At 35.6% G+C, this 461-nt stretch carries 1 protein-coding gene; it reads right to left on the minus strand.

The features are described from left to right. Nucleotides 1-203 (minus strand): hypothetical protein (locus C2M25_RS06495; protein ID WP_158679685.1); only part of this gene is annotated, 203 nt, incomplete at its 3' end. Nucleotides 204-461: the final 258 nt, after the last annotated feature.

Below are 461 nucleotides of genomic sequence, written 5' to 3' on the forward strand. Positions count from 1 at the left end.
GATGAAGGCTCTTTCACCTGAGTGGTGACTTTATCATTTACAATTTCGCCTTTACTTGCATTCACAAGTTCCTTGGCCAGAGTTTCACGAATCGAGATAATCGTTGGTTTCTTTTTATCTTTGCCAGGATAAATACTTTCACCATTGATACGAATACCGCGGTCAACGCGGAAATTAACTTTTTTAACTGTTTGCTTTGCCATGATTTATACCTTTTTAAAAAAGAAATAAGGCGCCAACTGGCGCCTTATTAAAGGGAGATTAAGAGCCGTATTTTTACTTTTGAAAACTCTTTATAGATACAAGTATCTATAAGAATTTTAATATCAGCTTTCCAAATTTTTAAAGAGCATATTAATTAGATAAACCATGCGGTTTAGCTAAATAACAATCATCTGTGTGGACACTACGAACAAATAAGTTCTAAATCGTATAAGGAGGTGATCCAGCCCCAGGTTCCC

The organism is Pseudoalteromonas sp. T1lg21 (assembly GCF_002964625.1).
GTDB classification, from domain to species: Bacteria; Pseudomonadota; Gammaproteobacteria; order Enterobacterales; family Alteromonadaceae; genus Pseudoalteromonas; species Pseudoalteromonas gelatinilytica.